Genomic DNA, 1,417 nt, shown 5'->3' on the forward strand with positions numbered 1-1,417 from the left:
TGTACGACGTCGTGCCGGCCCTGCGCCCCGGCGGCATCCGCCACGACTCCCTCCTCTACGCCGCCCGCCAGGAGATCGGCCTGCGCACCTTCCTCACCGAAGGCAACTTCACCGCCTTCACCACCAACTTCGAAGACCTCGGCGGACTGCGCCAGCTGCCCGGCCTCGCCGTCCAGCGCCTGATGGCCGACGGCTACGGCTTCGGCGGCGAAGGCGACTGGAAAACCTCCGCCCTGCTGCGCACCATGAAAGTCATGGGCCTCGGCAGGCCCGGCGGCACCTCCTTCATGGAGGACTACACCTACCACCTCGGCCCCGGCACCCCCCGCATCCTCGGCGCCCACATGCTGGAAGTCTGCCCCTCCATCACCGCCGACCGCCCCAGCTGCGAGATCCACCCCCTGTCCATCGGCGGCCGTGAGGACCCCGTCCGCCTCGTCTTCAACGCAGCCCCCGGCCCCGCCATAGTGGTCGGCCTCTCCGACCTCGGCGACCGCTTCCGCCTGACCGCCAACACCGTCGACATCGTCACCCCCAGCGAACCCCTCCACCGCCTCCCGGTCGCCCGCGCCGTGTGGAAGCCGCGCCCCTCGCTCGCCGAGTCCGCCGAAAGCTGGCTCCTCGCGGGCGCCCCGCACCACACCGTCCTCAGCACCGCCGTCGACACCGAGACCCTCACCGACTACGCCGCCATGACCGGCGTCGAACTGCTCACCATCGACGAGACCACCACCACCGGACAGTTCACCAAGGAAATCCGCTGGAACGCCGCGTATCACCGCCTCGCCCAGGCCCTCTGAAACCCATGATCCGCATCCCTCCGCAAGGAGATCAAGGAGACGACCGATGACCGCACGACTGCGTGACGGCCTGCGGCACGACGTGCTCGACGCCAACCTGACCATCCCCCAGGCCGGCCTCGCGACACTGACCTGGGGCAACGTGAGCGGCGTCGACCGCGAAGCCGGCGTGTTCGTCATCAAACCCTCCGGCGTCCCCTACGAGAACCTCACCCTGGACGACCTGGTCACCGTCCGGCTGTCCGACGGCAAGGTCGTCGGCGGTGATCTGCGGCCCTCCACCGACACCGAGACCCACCGCTGCCTCTACCTCGCCTTCCCCTCCATCGGCGGCATCACCCACACCCACTCGACCCACGCGGTGGCCTTCGCCCAGGCCCGCCGGGACATACCGGTCCTGGGCACCACCCACGCCGACACCTTCAACGGGCCCGTCCCCTGCACCCCCGACCTCACCGCCGAGCAGTGCGCGAAGGACTACGAATACAACACTGGCAAGGTCATCGTCGACCTGCTGGAGAGCGACGACCGCAGAGCCGCCGAGGTCCCGGCCGCACTCGTCGCCAACCACGGCCCCTTCACCTGGGGCACCACCCCCCGCACATCCCTCGAACACG

At 69.7% G+C, this 1,417-nt stretch carries 1 protein-coding gene and 1 pseudogene; both read left to right on the forward strand.

Annotated elements, in window-relative coordinates:
• Positions 1-800 (forward strand): annotated as a pseudogene (locus JHN45_RS52500) (L-arabinose isomerase); the annotation flags it as partial.
• Positions 801-846: 46 nt separating this feature from the next.
• Positions 847-1,417 (forward strand): L-ribulose-5-phosphate 4-epimerase AraD (gene araD / locus JHN45_RS52505; RefSeq protein WP_201056595.1); only part of this gene is annotated, 571 nt, incomplete at its 3' end.

Origin of the sequence: Streptomyces sp. MBT53 (genome assembly GCF_016654115.1) — a bacterium.
In the GTDB taxonomy this organism is placed as follows: Bacteria; Actinomycetota; Actinomycetes; order Streptomycetales; family Streptomycetaceae; genus Streptomyces.